We start from the raw sequence: 15,914 nt of genomic DNA, 5'->3' as shown, positions 1-15,914 counted from the left end.
CTTATGTACAATTGGCGGTAAAATAAATAGGGAGAGAGACATTTCATAGCATCACTCAATAAATTGTCTTATTTCATTAGACAGTTTCTGTACTAAATCATCTTCTTCTATTGCTAGTAACAATTGATTCCCTTTATCTATCCACACATTCCCTTGCTGTTGTAGACGGTTTAAACAGACCCCTTTACGAATATAACAAATCGCTAATTGAATATAGGTCTTTTCAGTTCTACAAATAATTATTGCCTCCTCTAATTCATCTATTGCCATTTCAAATTGTTCCTCTTTCATTAACAAATACGCAATATTAATAAACATATTAATTCTAATACGCTGAAGTCTAAATAGATTTCCATACTTTTCAATCGATAACTCCACTAATTTTCTTATTTCAAATATGGTTTCTAATGGGAAAATGAAAAGAATTGAATTCAGTAGATAAAGATCCATCACATACAGCATATTCCGCTTAGAAACTCTTTCCCATACTTTATTGGCAGATATACTTGCTTCAGTAAAATCCTTCTTTTCCAACAAAGTAAGGAATGCTTGGCATAAATAATAAATTTCTTTAATTAAATAATCTTGTGTTTGGTGTTTTTCTAAATACTCTTTGGCTAACTCATTAACTTCTAGTAATACTGTCTCATCATTATAGGACATGTAAAAAAAGCGATGAATAATTTCGTCTCGTATTGTAAATTGATAGTCATTTTGGAGAAATTTAAATTCTTCTAAACTCATATCAAGTTTATTTAAAATATTCAGGAACACAGATGCACGAATTTCTGTTCTACCTAGTTCAAACTTTGAATAAGCACTTTGGGTCATCAATGAATCTAATACGTAATTTTGAGATAAGCCTTTATTTCCACGGATTTCTTTTACTAATTCACCTAACATATATTAACCTCCCTAAATAAGTCATTTTTGACTATTTTTACAACTAAAATCTCCCTTATATTATCATACTGATAAAGGAGGTGAAGTTAAATTATGTACGAAGTGATGAGCGTTTTATTAGATATATGGTTAATTGGAGTAGGACAATAAAAATTTTACATTTAAATGATGGGGAGGATATTTAAAATGAAATTTAAAAAACTATTAGCTTGTGGTATTGCTACAAGTATTCTTTTCTCTACTTATGGAGGAGCTGTATCTGCCGCTACATATAAATCTCCAACTATTATTCAACATCAACAAAGTGAAGTTGATCAACTAGCAGGAGATTTAGAAGTTTTATTTACAGAATATGCATATCTTGACGGGGATCGCTATGTCCTTGACACTGAATTAGCCGCAGCATACTTTGGACAAGAAAATATTGCTGCTTTATCAGCTTTCATTAAATTAGTAAATGGCGAACAGCTTACTGAAGAAGATTTAATTGGGATTCCAGCTCCTGCATTTATGGCTGGATCCAATGGGACAGGTATGATTAGTGCAAATTCATGGGCAAGTTGTGTTGGAGACAGAATTTTAGAGTTTACAGGAATTGGATTCTTGAGTGGTGGAATGTGGGAACTAATTGAAAAGAAAAACTGGAACTTACTTGCTAAGGAACTAGTTAAGGTTGCAGGTAAAAATGCAATTAAAGGTGGCGCAGTGGGGCTAGCTGCTAGTTTAGCTTGGTTCTCAGTTGCATGCTTATAAAAATGAAATACTAATTTTTTTGTGTACTAACCTAATAATATAAACAACAACCCTATAAGATGGAATATCTTATAGGGTTTTATAGGGGAAAAGAGGGATAACAAGATATTGTTTAAATCAATTTTTATTGTTTAACCAAGATTTCTATTCTTTTTATAAGATAACTTAAGTGATAACCAATTGATGATCATAAGAATAATTGCAGCAATAAGCGCGACACCCAATATTTCAGTAGTTTCTTTAAGATCGGTTGGGATGCCCTTGAAAATTAATGTCAGCAATGCGAACATCACAAAAAACTTAAATGAGTTTTTTACTAAGCGTTTATTTTCTTTAGAATAGTCCGTACTTGTAAAGATTGCGGTATATTCAATACCGGATAAAATGTATCGAATTAAAATATAACCTGCAGGAATTACTATGTTTATAAAGGCAAAGAATTCATTATTAATAAAATCTTTATTATAGAATTGAATGGAAATTAATAAAAAGAAATTAACTATAATTACTAATAACAAAGCTTCACTGAAAAAACCTTTAATTTTATTTCTCTTATACTCATCTGACGGTAAAAAGAAAAGTAATGAATTTTTCATAATTATTCCTCCCAAAATAAATCATTTAATGTTAAATTGAGCGCTTTTGCAATGGCAATACATAGTGTTAACGAAGGATTAAACTTATTGTTTTCAATTAATCCAATAGTTTGACGTGTAACGCCTGTCCGTGCAGCAAGCTCATCTTGTGTCATATGTAATCCCGTACGTATTGACTTCACTTTATTCATTTAGCTTCTCTCCTATTTCATATTCGGTATTACAACTGTTTTAAATGTAACATATAAATTGCGTCCGCGCAATATATATATTACATAAATGCAATTTATATTTTGCATTCATCTAAATCCCAATAATTTTCAGGAGAGTTTGGATAGGTGGTAACAAAAACGAAGCGTCTTTATATAATGAAAAAGCGCGGATGATTTTTACACAATTGTGTTCGTAGTTGGATGAGGGGCACATCAATCTGAAAATCGCCATAAATGTAAATAATGTTGCTATATCAACTTTTCTACACATTACTTTTGAATAAGATATTACTTTTTTTTGAAAAAATGCAAAAAAATGTTTACAGATAATGTGAGGATGAGTATACTTACACAATAATCAAAAAAATTCTAAGGAGGTCGAAGAAAATGATCATTATCAATAAATTAATGTCACTAGTAGTTACAACTTCAATGAAAACAAAAATCACACATTCGACCAGACTGGAATGGATTGCTTAAACTCTTGATTAATTAAGTATGCCCATACCGCAGGGAGAAGTGTGTCCCTGCGGTATTTTTGTGTCTTTTTTTACCGCAGGGGGAGTCTCCCTGCGGCATTTTTCATTTTTAGGGCACTTTAAGGAGGTGATAATCCATGATAGTAAACTTTTTTACCCTTTCGATCGCTATTACAAAACGGGAGCGTGAAATCTCTCGTGAGAAAGCAATTCATGAAGAAAAAGTAAAAAAAATCTTTGAAGAGAACAAAAGAAAAGTAGAGGATTACACGCGTCAACGTCATTATTAATTTTGGTAATTTAAAACAATGAAAGGTGGGAATTGAAATGATTTTTATGAGTAAGAGACGGTATGCAGTTTTATGGTTGGAGAAGGACTCAACGTAGCTACGGATATGAATATAAGTGTGGATGATAATACTTAACTCAAGTGAAGGGGCTGTACGAAAAGTAATATCATTTCACCCAGCTCCATATCAAGGTATTATTTAGCCGCGTTTGGCGCGGGGTGGCCGGATTTCAGAAATGAATGCTAAGACCTAATGGGAACAGAATCTTACCGGCCTCCAGCATCCTTGATTTTGTGGATAATCTGATTGTTGCTTCAACAGTGTGAAAGCATAAAATCGTACATAACCTTAATGTGGTAAATCTTTCTGAAGATCTCCTTAAAGAGAGAGTTCCATCTTAAGTAACAATTAAATAGCTTCCGAAACCCAGCTTTTGAGGCAATTTTTCCATTACTGTTATATAAGATTAGATATCATAGTTTATTGCGATAAAATATTTAAGTACGGTGGGATGGCTAAAGTCATTAAGAGAGCTGGCTGATTACATGAGTGGAGGAGAACAATGAAATTCTTCAAAAAGATGTCTGAATTTGAGCAAAGTAATTGGAAAAATGGAGCAATCCTTGGTTTTTATACATATATGTTATTGTTATTTATCAATTATATTTACGATTTAATATTTGAAACTGAGCCCCTTACTTCAGGAATAATTTTTTGGACGGGAATTTTAATAGCCTTTGGATACGAGTTAGTACTAAATTTAAAGTCTAAAAAAGACGTAAAAAATTGAACTGTATCTGGACAATATTTCGGAAGGATCGACCGTATTTTCGTTGACCCTACATATCAAGGAAACACGAGTAATTTAGTTGGAAGTCAGATACTCGATTTCAAGCTGAATATAGAGTAGTTAATGTATCTGGGAACAAGTGAATACAAAAAAGAAGACCATTGCCACAACAAGGGTCTTCTCTATGTCTCGTATGAGTGGCAGTACACTGACTGCCGCTAAAAGCGAAAATCTTCTACTATAAGGACTTTACTTTTTCTCCTGTTCAATAAATTCAACATTATTTAGTTTAGCTACCTTATAAATTTCACTTTTATCTTCTTGTAGGAACTGATCGTTTAAAGGAATTCGAATAGAATCTCCTACCATTGAAGTAAAAATATATTCTTCATGCTTACCTATATCATCGAAATAATATTCGAGAACTACTTCTTGGATTTCAGACCATTGAAACGTTTTTTCGTCGAATAATTTATTGGAGACCACTTCTTCTTTTCCTATATATGTATAACTTAAAATCGATAAATAGAAAACAAAGAGTCCACCTGCAATAATAACACTTGATAGGCTAAAAGTGAGTTTGTTCTGTTTAATTACCGGAATCATTAATCCGATAAATAAAACAAAACATGCAGCCATTACTAGTCTGAAATTTATTCCATCCGGATAGAGTATGATTGCCAATCTATCAAATAAAAATGTTTGAACATAGAACACAGGAAATATTGCACCTAAAACAGGTATGCTGATAAGGGATAATATGGCGAGCACTAAAAAGATTAGACGAGGCGAGTAATGAGTTCGCAATTTAATTCCTCCAATTATAATTTTTATGTTACTAACTTATACGGATAAGGAAAGATAAAGTTTCAATTTTCTGACTTTATTATTTGGGAATCGGGTTCTATAATTGAATCAAGCACTTTATTAAAAGTTCATGGAAATCTTGGATAGGCTGGGTTTTTGGTGTACTTATAAGTGTATATATTATAGGTATATGGAGAAACAGAGAAGTAGACTGGGGACATTTTGTTACTTTGAGTATAGGTGGTTTAGTTGGTACAGCTATTGGCTTATGGCTTAGGAATAAAAAGTTATTGCTGAAAGTAAGAAACAGAATTGAATTTATTCTCTTAATTAAAGTAACTAGGGTTTAGTGCAACAAGGATTTATAAGGTATACATAAATAAACTTAATGCCACGGCGTTATCATAAGGGCACCACTTCACGAACTTGTATAGCATATTTTTTATTCCACAATCTGTCCCAATTGATGCAAAAAAAGAAGACCGTTGCCTCAACAATGGTCTTGGGTCCTAGCTGCCTGAAATTTAATGATTATTGATTAAGAGATTCTTTTGTTATTGTTTCTAAAAGCTCAAATAAGCCACTATCATTCGAAAATTTATAATATATATGATCGCTATCATTGTCATCTTCATAGACAAATATTAATTTTTTTTGAGTTGGATTAAGTTCTAACTCATAAAGCTTATTCAATGAAATATTGATAAAATAATTTCCATCCGCATATGAATCTGAACTAGATGATATTTCAAATTTTGAATTCTTAAAAGCTTCTAGAATTGCTGTTTTATCCTCCTCAGACAGCTTAAGTTTTACAAAAAGCTCTTCTGTCTCATGATCCAATTTATAACCGTCAACATTAACGTGTTCTGATTTAAAGTCTATATCATTAAAAACTTCATCGCTGGCTAATGTATTGCTGTTAAAAACAAAGAAAGCCACGAATAGGGCAACTATAAAAAAAATGAATATACTTACTATCATTTTTTTACTCTTAACTTTAGAATTCATAAGCAACCTCCAATTCCCCCCTTATCATTAAATAGTTAGAACTGGTAATATTTTACTCAAAAAATCAGAAAAAGCAATGTTTGGTATTGAACAAACGCAACATATTCTGTACCAAGAGGTTATGGGGAGTCGAGATAATCCTTTAATTCTTAGTAAATTTTACAATTGTATATAAGATGGTTATTCCACAATATCGCCCTATAACGGAAAAACGCGATTTTCTTATTGAAGATTCGCGCCAAATTGTTGAATAAGAGGTCGTCTTATTCAGGTGGTATAATACCTTACATAAAAAAGAAATACCAAATACGATTTTGAGTACGGGAATAGACTGTAATTAACAACATCTTTTGTTTTAATTGTCTAGACTAGAGTATTGCTATAACATTTTTAAATTGAATAATAAATAATCCATTCAAAAGGAGGTTAAGGACATTCTTACAAATAAATATATACGTCCTCTTGTATTTCCAAGTCTTTTGTTTATAAGTATGACTATTTTAAATATTTATCAAGATAACGGGATTCAGTGGGGGGATAATCTTTTTCTCTTCCTTTTCACATTAGTTTTCTACAACTTAATTTTATTTTTGCTTAAACGGTTTAAAGAAACACCCCCATCAAAATAACTTTTTATTTGTTGAATAATTCGAGTAATACAAATACATAAGAAATAAAGTTCCCAAATGAAAGTTTGTGGTCAACAGAAAAATCGGTAAAGGTGTAGCATTTTAACAAAGTTCGATTAATAGTAAGTTGGAACGCTGATTTTTTACAGAAAGAAACCAACTGTTTTGAAACAAAGTTTGATCAAAATAGTTGGTTCTTTATTTATCTAGTTTGGTTCTTATAAAAATTTTGATGATTGCGGATGCGAATATTCAAGAAAAGCGCCCTATAATTGAATATCAAATAAACTATTTAGCTATTTAAAACTACACATCTGCATTTAATAACTTGTAATCATTATCAAAATAGGCATGTATTCTGTGTCCACCAAATAAATCTCCATCATAATATTCACAGTATATATCATCTGCTCTAATTTCAATTGCATAGAGGGTAATTGCTTCGGCAAATTCTTCTTTGGTTATATCATATTCCCCTGCATCTACAGCATCCCAATTTAGATTTTCATCATCCTCATCATACTCGGGCCAAAAATCATTTTTGTAATTAATTAATTTCTCTGTTATGGCTATTTTAGCCTTTTGCTCGAAGTTCTCTAAGAATGTGAAAAGTTTTTCTGCTCTTTTAATCATCTCATTTTTATCAACCAATTCATTTCTTATGTTTAATGTCCAAAGTATTTCCCCATTACTTGCCTTAAATGTTTTACAATCCTCATCATATGCAAATACCCCAATTAATTCACTTTTTATTGATTTTTCCATAGCCCAATCCCCTTCATAAATAGTCTATTTTATTTTACTTAAGAAGTGTCCTCAATTAAATAGCCCTATAACGGAAAAAACGCGATCTTCTTTTTGAAGAATCGCGCCCGATTGTTGAATAACGAATGCCATTACAAGGTTATAATCAGCAATACTCCGAAACGTCGCTTTGGGGACGTTATTTAAAGGAAATCCTATTCTGTTATCGAAATAGAGTATATGAATGATTAATTTTATTATTTATAAGTTTAATATTAAATGGGGATGGATAAATTTGCAGTTAAAATATTTTATTATTCTATTTATACTTGTAGGATTACTTTGTGCTTGCAATGCCAACATAGAGCCAAAGGAACATTTAGGGGAAATATATAGTGTTGCATTGGACGCTATTGCAACAGAATAAAGAATTAAATCGTGGTATGGAATTTATAGCTATTGATATGAGTAATTTCAAGAATGTAGAGGAAAGTGATAAAGAAAAAATTTTAAGCTACTTGAAGGAAAAATATAAAGTTGATGTAATGGATGCTACTTTTGAACAACTCGAAGAAAAAGGATTATATAATGCCGATACAATGTCTCTAGATGGTGTACTCCTTACAATAGATAAGGTTGATTTTAAGTTTAAAAACGACACTGTTTTTGAAGTTTCCAAGTATCATTCTAACTTAGGCGCCGTCGGGTTTGAATGTAGAGTACATTATAAAGATAATGAATGGAAAGCTAAAGAAGTAAAAATGACTTGGATAAGTTAATTAGACTTTCAGTAGCGAATAGTTAAAAAAAATTATACAAGACAAGATTCAATAACGTTCCGAAATAAAAGTTTGGGAATAGAGCAGAAAGGCAGGAATGTTTTTATACAACATTTTGTGTCTTTTTCTTTTGAACATTGGGTCATCTTTTATGCATTGCCCAAAAACACGTTATTCAACAATATGGCCCTATAAACGGAAAAATGCGATTTTCTTATTGAAGAATCGCGCCCTTTTGTGGAATATTACCGCTTTTTACTTGTTAAACTAAAGCACTCCGTTAGTTTAATTAGTTAGTATCAAGTAATAGTATTTTGTATCTTGTAATAATCTAATTAATTCAAAGGATGATTTGAAGGCAATATATATTGCAATACCTGATAACATAGTTGTAACTACACCGCTATCTTTAAGCATTTTTCTATTTTTCTTATAAAGGATAAGCGTTGTTATAATAATTATTAGTAAGTATAATACCGATAAAATTAGTTTTGCCAATACCAATTTACTCTCATTTACAGCATTCATGTAATTTTCTAAATCTTCCCGATTTGAATCACTCTCTTGGATAATAGATATATCTCCTTTGTAGCCGACCTTCCAAGAAAATTTATTTTGTTCTTTTAATACAGTGTACTCATAACCAAAAGATTGTTCATCACCAATAATCCCTGAATATTCCTCTGTGTCCTCCTCAGTTTGGGAACAGGCAGATAAGATTAAGGTGAAATTAAATAGCATTAGCAAAATACATTTTTTCAGTTGAATTCCTCCTGTCTTTCGGCAAATTCATTATTGTCATCTTCCACTAATCTGCAACTTTAGTTTAAGTACATTTCTTCTAAATCTCACACTAATATTAACATAAGAATCCTTTTTTATTAGGTATTCTTATTCCATTAAATGGCCCTATAACGGAACAACGCGATCTTCTTATTGAAGAATCGCGCCCAGATTGTTGCATAAGGATGGCATCAGTTCTATATTTAGAATACTAAGAAAAGAGATGTTAATAATTTACGCTTTGGGAACTTCTCATTATTATAAACGTATACTTATAAAACTGTTTTATTGGAGGATTATTTGTGAATGATTACATACAAACAATGAGAAATTTAATTGGCCATGAAACCTTATTAACAATAGGCTGTGGCGCTATTATTGAAGATGAATTAGGACGTATTTTGTTACAAAGAAGAACGGATAACAATACTTGGGGAATCCCAGGCGGCATTATGGAAATCGGGGAAACTTTTAAGGAAACAGTAATGCGAGAAGTTTTAGAAGAAACAAATTTAGTGTTAAAAGATTTATCTTTATTTGGCTTATACTCTGGCAAAAAAGGATTCGCCTCTTATCCTAATGGAGACCATGTGTACAGTGTACAAATAATACTATTTACCAAAAATTATGAGGGCGATCTAAATATGAACAATGAAAGTAAAGAATTATATTTCATAGCAAAAGAGCACTTACCTTCTAACTTAACTCCCACACAAGCACCATTTATTTTAGATTGGAAGTCAGATACTCAAAAACCAATATTAAAATAAATTAAACAGTTGAAGTGGCAGCGTTTATACTCGCAAAGCTTTGTTCATAAATTGGTCCGATAGTTGAACACAAGTCAAACACCTCTACGAAAACAGCGTTTTTATGAATAACCGAAATATAGAAATGTCACGTTTGGGCGCAAAAAAGATTCAGAAGCATGACGTTTTACTAAACAAAAAGGTTAGCGTCTTAAACCTAGATTAAATAAATTAAAACGTATGTACTTAATTAGAAGGGAAATTGCAGAATATGTTAAAACAAAATAAATAAAGAGCCCTCCACTTTAAATTGTGGAGGGCTCTTTATTTTAGCTAGAAAATTAAGATGCTATTTTTACAAACTATGTATCAGCCTGTTTTACCAATAATTATTTTTTTAGTTGTTAAAGACTTACCAGTTTTTGCATTAGAAAATACGATTAAACCATAACCCCAATATGTAGAAGTAGGAGAACCAGATTTATAGACATATGTTTTTACATTAATAGCAAATTGCGCACCCGAATCGCCCGAAAATAAAGTCTCGACTGACGATTTTGCTCCAACAATAGTTGTAAGGGTTGCAAGTTTAACATACCCTAGAAATCCTAATGCCATACCAGATGCAGTAACTAATAGAGCGTCTGCAGCCGCAGTTTTATTTTGTTGCTTTATTGAAATTGTTTTGTTTATAGTTTCATACAAGTAATGATTAGTACCCCCACCAATATCATAGGCAAATGGAGTAATTTCTGTATCAGGCATAAGCTCATATCCTGACTCTAGTGGCTCTAGTAACTCTAGTGACTTTATTTTTTCGGAATAATTACTTTTACTCTCCAAAACCTGTTGCTTGGCATCAACTTCTAATTCATTCGCTTGTGCTAATGGACTAAAAAGGCTACTTAATAAAATAGCAGATGAGCCTATAATTAGTTTCTTCATAATAAAAACCTCCTAAAAGTGATAAAAATAGTGTATCATAGTTATATAACAAAAATATATATAATTTTACAATTTTTTAGAAATATTATATTTTTTTGAAATTTATTAAAAAAATGGTAGGTGTGAGTATGCGTTTATTAAAATCTATAAACAACTTTTTAGAAAGTAAGTATATGTTTCTTATACTAGGAACATTATTAGCTATAGTAGCAATAGCGCTTTATGTTAGGGGTTTAGGTGGTCTTTCTATCTTTATAGCTTCTCTTTTCTCTATTTCAAATTTGATATTGTTTTTTTATGTAAATAAATATGGGTTTAAAAATAAAAAATAAAGAAGTCAGTCTTCGTAGAGGACTAAACCCTTGCTTGGTAACATTTCATAAAAAAGGCATCCATTGTATTCACCATTGGATGCCGCTTTCATATTCCGATAATTTTTAAAAGCACTGTTTGTTACATTCTATTGGTCCTTTAACGAAAAAGAGCATTTCCTTTATTCAAGGAACGCACCCTTTAGCGGAAAAATGCGATCTTATTATTGAAGAATCGCGCCCGATTGTTGAATATTAATATATTGATTTCAGCCTTTTACTTGTTGCCCCTATACTTAATAAAGATCTCTTTAAATCTTTTCTAAAATTGATTTAACGAATTCAGTTTTCTCTTCAGCATATTTATGTTTATTATCTTTGTTTTCATTTGCCAAGTTAAGTTTCAATTGTTCATATTCAATTCTTGCTCCATCATTCACCCGCAAATAATCTCTAAACTTCAATTGTTCAAGTAAATATTTATTTCCACTTTGATACATATGGATTTGGTGGGTTCTTAGTTCACCCTTACTAAAATAATGTCTTTCAGGTAAAATGTTTATTCCTTTATACGAATATCCCAAATCCTCTAAAAGTGCGGCAGTATTACCACCCATATCAAAATCTTTGATTTCTACAGCAATATCAATAATTGGTTTTGCACTTAAATATTTTACTGATGTGCTTCCTATGTGATGAATATTTATAATATATTCACCTATTTTATCTTGTATTTTTTCTTTCTCTGATAAAAATTCCTTATTCCATTCTTCTGTCCAATGTACTAAAAATACATCTCCTTTGGGCAAACCTAACATCTTAATCCTCCTTAAAACTTATTACTGTTTTTATTGGAATATAATACCATACTTGAGGGTTCTTCTTGTTGCCCTAATCTTTCCCTTTAGTTTAAGTTTAATTCTCCATAAACACCAAAGTAAATAATATGGCCCTATAACGGAAAAATGCAATCTTCTTATTGAAGAATCGCGCCCGATCGTATTATTAGGTCAGCCAGAAAATATTTCTGGTTGACCATTTTTTATATCGATATATGATAACGGTAGCCGAGGTAGAACGTTCGCGCCCGTGGGGCTAAGACCTCGTCCGCAAAACAGTTCACCCCCTACTTGTAGAAACATGTTTGAGGCTGGTTGGGACAGTGATCTCGTATAACAAGCGAAGCTATGACACTACAACGAGGATTTAGGGGTTACCGGCAATTATCATTTTGAAGGAGGAATTATAATGAATCCAGTCATTGGCCTGGATGTAGCTAAAGGTGAAAGTCAGGTTCAAGCTTATTTGGAAAGAAAGAAGCCCTATAAGAAAAGCTTTAAAGTAAAACATGATCTTGATGGGTTAGCTAGTTTATTAGATTTTATTAAAGAAGTAGAAGATATTTCAGGAGAGCGCCCTCCCCTAGTTATGGAGTCTACAGGCCATTATCACACACCAGTTGTTCAATATTTTGAAGACAAAGGTTATTTAATCATTATCGTAAATCCACTCATCTCTTATAAGACGAAAAGTTCTAGTTTACGAAAGGTAAAAACAGATATCGTTGATGCCAATCATCTCTGCGAGCTGTATTATAAAGAGGATTTAGAGCCTTATAAAAAGCGTGGCATCCAACTTGCGAACTTACGTCATCTTACGAGACAGCACGATAATATTACAGGCATGTTTGTACAAACTAAACTACAATTCCAGGCAGTCTTAGATCAAGTATTCCCTGAATATAGTAATGTTTTTGGCGACTTATATTCGAATGTTTCTTTAAAAATACTACAGATTTATCCTACTTCAGAAGATATATTGAGCGCCAATAACGAAGTATTAACAACTAAAATAAAAGAATTCTGTAATTCTCGTTCTCTACAATGGGCAAATCAACAGGCTGAAAAGCTAATGACTGCAGCAGCTCAAAATCCATTTCAACAGGCTTTATATTCTAGCCTTGCCCTAAGTTTAGATATGTATATTAACATGATCTTTGAATACAAAAAACACCTATCCCTACTTGAAAATGAGATAGATGCTTTGGCCAAAAGTATTGAAGAATCGAAGATTATCCAATCAATTCCTGGTATCGGAGAAAAAATCGCTGCCACGATTATATCTGAAATTGGGGAAATTGAAAGGTTTAATCACCCTAAGAAACTAGTCGCATTTGCCGGTCTTGATCCAAGTATCTTTGAATCAGGTACATTCAAAGGCACTTACAACCGAATAACCAAAAGAGGCTCTAGCAGACTACGACAAGCTTTGTATATGGCTGTTAAATGTGCAATTCGTGATTGTCGAAAACAGAAAACTACAGATGAAATCCTTCCTCGTAATAAGAAATTACGGGCGTTTTATGATAAAAAACGTGAAGAAGGAAAACCATTTAGAGTAGCTGTAATAGCTTGTGCAAACAAACTCTTACATTGGATTTATGCACTATTAAAAAACAAAACTTCTTTCCAAGACATAGATTGATTTAACAATTTAACCAAGCAAACCTAAACTTTCCAAATCAAGAATTTGGACGGTTATTTGGCATGCACAAATTTAGTATAACATGATATTTTTATTATTTTTAATGAAAATTATTGACAACTATTAGCTGGTTTTGTGGAATAACGAATGCCATTATAAGGTTATGAACAGCAATACTCCCAAACTTCGCTTTGGGAATGTTTCAAACACAGCTATGGTAAAACATGGTTGTGTTTTTAAATATAATTTAGTTCTAAGATTCCTCTAGACTTTTGACTTCAAATGTCTTTTTCATTTTTTACTTAATCTGTTTTACTTTCATCGACATCTACTGGCAATACAACTGTATCTTCATTTGAATATTGGTTCTGTCTATCCGAAGATACAGTGATTGCGTCGTTTACAGTGCCGATTTCTTTTACTGCTTCTTCATCAGCGTATTCTTCGGAATAATCGAAATACTTCTTACATGAATGTTTTTTGGTCAAATCCAGATTCGTTATTAGAAAAGACTGTGCTTTTCCATTTAGAATTAAGCTGTTACATTCAAAGTGGAATAAGCAATAAATCTAATATTTAAAAAGGTTATGATAGGTTTTGAAATTCAAAACGAATGATAGAGTGAACGGATCTTTCGCGAAAAACGTTTTGAAATGAGGTGTCATATGGACGAGAAAATAATTTCATTAATTAAATCCAAACAAGAAAAAGGCATTAAATTGTTACTTGAATAATACGGGGGACTCATGAAAGCTATTGCGCTCAAATATCTGGCTAGTAGACCTCAAGAATTAGAGGAAACAATGGCAGATATAACAATTGCTATTTGGTATCATATCTACGACTTTGATTCGGGGAAAAACACGTTCAAAAATTGGGTAGCAGCCATTGCGAAATTTAAAGCAATCGATGTTTTACGAAAATTAGAGCGACAAGTTCCTACAGCAGAGCTACAAGATAATTTACCTTTGCTAGAATCTAAACAAATCGACTGGCAAATAGTACTGAATAGTTTACCTATTGAAGAACGCCAAATTTTTGATAGCTACTATTTTAAAGGGAAATCAACGACAGAAATAGCAGATCAATTTCAAATGAAACCATCCTGGGTCCACAATAAATTATCACGAACTAGAAAAAAACTAAAAGATCAATTTTTAAAAGGGCGGGTGTAAAGATGAGCATTTATAAAGAGTTAAATGAAGTAACTATTGATTTAAGTGAATTTGACGTGTCACCGCTCACCAATTATGAGAAAAAGCGTGTACAAAAACTCGTGAAAAAGAAGTTGAAATTAGTGAAGTCCCATAAAGGGATGGGCGTTGCAGCAGCTACTCTGGCAATCGGCTTATTAGCTATGAATCATCAAACGATTGCCAATATGCCGTTCATAGCAGCATTGTTAGAAGATTGGCAAGTAACTGAGCAAGTGGATTGGTCACCTTACAAAACAGTGATTGGTGAAACGCGTACGACAGAAATGGGCGATTTAACATTAAATGAAGTGCTTGTTAATTACGATAAAATAATGATTAGTGCAACGTTTGATAAAAATGAAGAGACCGTTTTTTCTTATCGACATCAATTAAAGCCTACTGTCATTATTAATGGTGAAAAAGTTGAAGCGAAAGGTATATCAGCACAATCGATTGCACAAAACAGTTCAATGTATACAATTTATAATGAGATTACATTAGCTGAGCCAGTAGCTGCTGCCAATTTTGATATACAAATTATGTATGACGAAATGCATACCCCACAGACAAAAACGCTAGAAGGTGAAACACTTGAACAGCCGTGGGTATTTGACATAAAGGCTTCTCAGCTTACTGTACAAAATAAAACAGCGGTGCATGATTTACACCAAACAATACAATTACAAAATGACGAGCAATTTGTAATTGATCGAATCGTAACAACTCCGATTTCTACAACCATTTATTATAGTGGTTTTTCATCTGATCAATCACCGAATATTAATCTTTTTGATGCGGAGGGGAACCGTTATCACTGGAATTCTGCATATGGAAATGATGATGGTACGGGAGAAATTAATTATACAGGTGCATCTTTTTTAGAGAGTGAGCTTTTCATCCAAGTTTTCTCTACTTCCACAGAAGATGATGCAATCAGTGGAAAAGTAAAGATTTTAAATTAATTTTTGATTTATCAGTTCCAGGCATCCATACAAATTTAAAGAGGCGTCCGAGAAGTCATTTTGGGACGCCTCATCTTTATGATTAAGTAGAAAATTTATATGTATAACAGATTCAAAAAAGGTTCCCAAATGAAAGTTTGGGCATACACCACAAAGGCACGAATGTTGTTAAATCAACATTTGTACCGTTGCGCTTGAACGATTATACAGTTTACTATACATTTGGTATAAATTGTTGAAGTTGCAACGTTTATACTCGCAGAAGCTTGTTCATAAATTTGCATAAAAACTTGAGTAACATTTTTTATCTTTAAAAGTGTTATTCAACAATATGGCCCGATTGTTGAATAACATCTAAAGACGATTCTTCAACTAACTGATCCGTTAGTTAAATAAACTCAACGATCATCTAGCGTTATGGAATGAAATGGAATAAAGTGTAATAAAATGAATGCACTAATGATATCACCAATTTAGATACTGAGGACGAT

The 15,914-nt window shown here is 32.2% G+C and carries 19 protein-coding genes; 9 read left to right on the top strand and 10 right to left on the bottom strand.

What is annotated here, in order from left to right; genetic code table 11:
* Positions 1-51: 51 nt before the first annotated feature.
* Positions 52-903 (bottom strand): helix-turn-helix domain-containing protein, encoded by an 852-nt coding sequence (locus tag M3166_RS12875; RefSeq protein ID WP_251690242.1) that lies wholly within the window; start codon positions 901-903, stop codon positions 52-54.
* 186 nt (positions 904-1,089) lie between these two features.
* Between M3166_RS12875 and M3166_RS12870 the strand changes: the two genes are divergently transcribed.
* Positions 1,090-1,656 (top strand): hypothetical protein, encoded by a 567-nt coding sequence (locus tag M3166_RS12870; RefSeq protein WP_251690241.1) that lies wholly within the window; start codon positions 1,090-1,092, stop codon positions 1,654-1,656.
* Positions 1,657-1,787: 131 nt separating this feature from the next.
* On the opposite strand, the gene M3166_RS12865 is transcribed toward M3166_RS12870, so the two are convergent.
* On the bottom strand, positions 1,788-2,252 hold the full coding sequence (locus tag M3166_RS12865) for a hypothetical protein (protein WP_251690240.1): 465 nt from the start codon (positions 2,250-2,252) through the stop codon (positions 1,788-1,790).
* A 2-nt stretch (positions 2,253-2,254) separates the two neighbouring features.
* The gene (locus M3166_RS12860) at positions 2,255-2,443 is read right to left on the bottom strand and encodes a helix-turn-helix transcriptional regulator (protein ID WP_251690239.1); all 189 of its coding nucleotides are present in this window, start codon (positions 2,441-2,443) and stop codon (positions 2,255-2,257) included.
* A gap of 637 nt (positions 2,444-3,080) precedes the next feature.
* Between M3166_RS12860 and M3166_RS12855 the strand changes: the two genes are divergently transcribed.
* Both M3166_RS12855 and M3166_RS12850 read left to right on the top strand, forming a co-directional pair.
* Positions 3,081-3,233: a YrzI family small protein gene (locus M3166_RS12855; RefSeq protein ID WP_251690238.1), complete on the top strand. Its 153-nt coding sequence runs from the start codon at positions 3,081-3,083 to the stop codon at positions 3,231-3,233.
* Between the two features lie 562 nt (positions 3,234-3,795).
* Complete coding sequence (locus M3166_RS12850; RefSeq protein WP_251690237.1) at positions 3,796-4,023, top strand: hypothetical protein; 228 nt, start codon at positions 3,796-3,798, stop codon at positions 4,021-4,023.
* Positions 4,024-4,272: 249 nt separating this feature from the next.
* On the opposite strand, the gene M3166_RS12845 is transcribed toward M3166_RS12850, so the two are convergent.
* The 3 genes from M3166_RS12845 to M3166_RS12835 all read right to left on the bottom strand — a co-directional run bounded on the left by M3166_RS12845 (position 4,273) and on the right by M3166_RS12835 (position 7,235).
* Positions 4,273-4,830, bottom strand: coding sequence for a hypothetical protein (locus M3166_RS12845; protein ID WP_251690236.1), 558 nt, complete (start codon positions 4,828-4,830; stop codon positions 4,273-4,275).
* Positions 4,831-5,361: 531 nt separating this feature from the next.
* The gene (locus M3166_RS12840) at positions 5,362-5,841 is read right to left on the bottom strand and encodes a hypothetical protein (RefSeq protein WP_251690235.1); all 480 of its coding nucleotides are present in this window, start codon (positions 5,839-5,841) and stop codon (positions 5,362-5,364) included.
* A gap of 935 nt (positions 5,842-6,776) precedes the next feature.
* A complete protein-coding gene (locus M3166_RS12835; RefSeq protein ID WP_251690234.1) occupies positions 6,777-7,235 on the bottom strand; it encodes a DUF2262 domain-containing protein in 459 nt (152 codons plus the stop codon).
* Positions 7,236-7,609: 374 nt separating this feature from the next.
* On the opposite strand from M3166_RS12835, the gene M3166_RS12830 reads away from it, so the two are divergent.
* Positions 7,610-7,993 carry a peptide ABC transporter substrate-binding protein gene (locus M3166_RS12830; protein ID WP_251690233.1) on the top strand — a complete coding sequence of 128 codons (384 nt, stop codon included), beginning with the start codon at positions 7,610-7,612 and terminating at the stop codon, positions 7,991-7,993.
* Between the two features lie 285 nt (positions 7,994-8,278).
* On the opposite strand, the gene M3166_RS12825 is transcribed toward M3166_RS12830, so the two are convergent.
* Positions 8,279-8,734, bottom strand: a complete 456-nt coding sequence (locus tag M3166_RS12825; protein WP_251690232.1) for a hypothetical protein — start codon at positions 8,732-8,734, stop codon at positions 8,279-8,281.
* A 344-nt stretch (positions 8,735-9,078) separates the two neighbouring features.
* Between M3166_RS12825 and M3166_RS12820 the strand changes: the two genes are divergently transcribed.
* Positions 9,079-9,546, top strand: coding sequence for an NUDIX hydrolase (locus tag M3166_RS12820; RefSeq protein ID WP_435368079.1), 468 nt, complete (start codon positions 9,079-9,081; stop codon positions 9,544-9,546).
* A gap of 348 nt (positions 9,547-9,894) precedes the next feature.
* Here M3166_RS12820 and M3166_RS12815 read toward each other — a convergent pair whose 3' ends face one another.
* Positions 9,895-10,470, bottom strand: coding sequence for a hypothetical protein (locus M3166_RS12815; RefSeq protein ID WP_251690231.1), 576 nt, complete (start codon positions 10,468-10,470; stop codon positions 9,895-9,897).
* A gap of 128 nt (positions 10,471-10,598) precedes the next feature.
* Between M3166_RS12815 and M3166_RS12810 the strand changes: the two genes are divergently transcribed.
* Positions 10,599-10,802, top strand: a complete 204-nt coding sequence (locus tag M3166_RS12810) for a hypothetical protein (RefSeq protein WP_008405435.1) — start codon at positions 10,599-10,601, stop codon at positions 10,800-10,802.
* Between the two features lie 290 nt (positions 10,803-11,092).
* On the opposite strand, the gene M3166_RS12805 is transcribed toward M3166_RS12810, so the two are convergent.
* Positions 11,093-11,599 carry a GrpB family protein gene (locus tag M3166_RS12805; protein WP_251690230.1) on the bottom strand — a complete coding sequence of 169 codons (507 nt, stop codon included), beginning with the start codon at positions 11,597-11,599 and terminating at the stop codon, positions 11,093-11,095.
* Between the two features lie 430 nt (positions 11,600-12,029).
* On the opposite strand from M3166_RS12805, the gene M3166_RS12800 reads away from it, so the two are divergent.
* Positions 12,030-13,265, top strand: a complete 1,236-nt coding sequence (locus tag M3166_RS12800; protein WP_251690229.1) for an IS110 family transposase — start codon at positions 12,030-12,032, stop codon at positions 13,263-13,265.
* 302 nt (positions 13,266-13,567) lie between these two features.
* Here M3166_RS12800 and M3166_RS12795 read toward each other — a convergent pair whose 3' ends face one another.
* Positions 13,568-13,753 carry a hypothetical protein gene (locus M3166_RS12795; RefSeq protein WP_251690228.1) on the bottom strand — a complete coding sequence of 62 codons (186 nt, stop codon included), beginning with the start codon at positions 13,751-13,753 and terminating at the stop codon, positions 13,568-13,570.
* A gap of 258 nt (positions 13,754-14,011) precedes the next feature.
* Between M3166_RS12795 and M3166_RS12790 the strand changes: the two genes are divergently transcribed.
* Both M3166_RS12790 and M3166_RS12785 read left to right on the top strand, forming a co-directional pair.
* On the top strand, positions 14,012-14,440 hold the full coding sequence (locus M3166_RS12790) for a sigma-70 family RNA polymerase sigma factor (RefSeq protein ID WP_251690227.1): 429 nt from the start codon (positions 14,012-14,014) through the stop codon (positions 14,438-14,440).
* Between the two features lie 2 nt (positions 14,441-14,442).
* A complete protein-coding gene (locus M3166_RS12785; RefSeq protein WP_251690226.1) occupies positions 14,443-15,423 on the top strand; it encodes a DUF5643 domain-containing protein in 981 nt (326 codons plus the stop codon).
* Positions 15,424-15,914 lie beyond the last annotated feature (491 nt).

It is taken from the genome of Solibacillus isronensis, assembly GCF_023715405.1.
GTDB lineage: Bacteria > Bacillota > Bacilli > Bacillales_A > Planococcaceae > Solibacillus > Solibacillus isronensis_B.
Note: the sequence above shows the minus strand (reverse complement) of the source record. Positions and strands in the feature narration are given on the sequence as shown.

What these genes read in the sequence shown, in the direction of transcription:
- M3166_RS12840 (WP_251690235.1), bottom strand. Translation starts at nt 5,841, where the DNA reads ATGAATTCTAAAGTTAAGAGTAAAAAAATGATAGTAAGTATATTCATT.
- M3166_RS12790 (WP_251690227.1), top strand. Translation starts at nt 14,012, where the DNA reads ATGAAAGCTATTGCGCTCAAATATCTGGCTAGTAGACCTCAAGAATTA.
- M3166_RS12800 (WP_251690229.1), top strand. Translation starts at nt 12,030, where the DNA reads ATGAATCCAGTCATTGGCCTGGATGTAGCTAAAGGTGAAAGTCAGGTT.
- M3166_RS12825 (WP_251690232.1), bottom strand. Translation starts at nt 8,734, where the DNA reads ATGCTATTTAATTTCACCTTAATCTTATCTGCCTGTTCCCAAACTGAG.
- M3166_RS12865 (WP_251690240.1), bottom strand. Translation starts at nt 2,252, where the DNA reads ATGAAAAATTCATTACTTTTCTTTTTACCGTCAGATGAGTATAAGAGA.
- M3166_RS12835 (WP_251690234.1), bottom strand. Translation starts at nt 7,235, where the DNA reads ATGGAAAAATCAATAAAAAGTGAATTAATTGGGGTATTTGCATATGAT.
- M3166_RS12860 (WP_251690239.1), bottom strand. Translation starts at nt 2,443, where the DNA reads ATGAATAAAGTGAAGTCAATACGTACGGGATTACATATGACACAAGAT.
- M3166_RS12810 (WP_008405435.1), top strand. Translation starts at nt 10,599, where the DNA reads ATGCGTTTATTAAAATCTATAAACAACTTTTTAGAAAGTAAGTATATG.
- M3166_RS12855 (WP_251690238.1), top strand. Translation starts at nt 3,081, where the DNA reads ATGATAGTAAACTTTTTTACCCTTTCGATCGCTATTACAAAACGGGAG.
- M3166_RS12870 (WP_251690241.1), top strand. Translation starts at nt 1,090, where the DNA reads ATGAAATTTAAAAAACTATTAGCTTGTGGTATTGCTACAAGTATTCTT.
- M3166_RS12875 (WP_251690242.1), bottom strand. Translation starts at nt 903, where the DNA reads ATGTTAGGTGAATTAGTAAAAGAAATCCGTGGAAATAAAGGCTTATCT.
- M3166_RS12785 (WP_251690226.1), top strand. Translation starts at nt 14,443, where the DNA reads ATGAGCATTTATAAAGAGTTAAATGAAGTAACTATTGATTTAAGTGAA.
- M3166_RS12850 (WP_251690237.1), top strand. Translation starts at nt 3,796, where the DNA reads ATGAAATTCTTCAAAAAGATGTCTGAATTTGAGCAAAGTAATTGGAAA.
- M3166_RS12815 (WP_251690231.1), bottom strand. Translation starts at nt 10,470, where the DNA reads ATGAAGAAACTAATTATAGGCTCATCTGCTATTTTATTAAGTAGCCTT.
- M3166_RS12805 (WP_251690230.1), bottom strand. Translation starts at nt 11,599, where the DNA reads ATGTTAGGTTTGCCCAAAGGAGATGTATTTTTAGTACATTGGACAGAA.